Origin of the sequence: Massilia genomosp. 1, from assembly GCF_011682185.1 — a bacterium.
GTDB classification, from domain to species: Bacteria; Pseudomonadota; Gammaproteobacteria; order Burkholderiales; family Burkholderiaceae_D; genus Telluria_A; species Telluria_A rubra.
On the sequence record NZ_WHJF01000383.1, the window covers coordinates 1 to 508 of the forward strand.

At 64.4% G+C, this 508-nt stretch carries 1 protein-coding gene; it reads left to right on the forward strand.

What is annotated here, in order from left to right:
- The coding region (gene def, locus F1735_RS34200) for a peptide deformylase (protein ID WP_167241503.1) at positions 1–508 on the forward strand (508 nt) is incomplete at both ends.

The following is a 508-nucleotide window of genomic DNA, read 5'->3' on the forward strand; positions in this document are numbered from 1 at the left end:
CTCAAGATGGGCGATGCGCGCTTGCTGCGGGTGGCCGAACCGGTGCGCGAGTTCGGCACGCCGGCCATGGAGGCGCTGATCGCCGACATGTTCGACACCATGCACCATGCGAATGGCGCCGGGCTGGCCGCGCCGCAGATTGGCGTCAATCTGCAGCTGGTGATTTTCGGCTTCAAGGATAACCAGCGCTATCCGGACGCGCCGGCGGTGCCGCAGACGGTGCTGATCAATCCCGTGCTCACGCCCCTTTCCGACGACAAGGAAGAAGCCTTCGAAGGCTGCCTGTCGGTGCCGGGACTGCGCGGCAGCGTGCCGCGCTTCACGCAACTGCGCTATGAAGGCGTGGACCAGCATGGCAAGCGCATCGTGCGCGAGGTCGATGGTTTTCACGCGCGCGTGGTGCAGCACGAAGTCGACCACCTGCTCGGCATCCTGTACCCGATGCGGATCGAGGACTTCACCAAATTTGGCTACACGCAGGTCATGTTCCCCGACCTGGACCCTGACG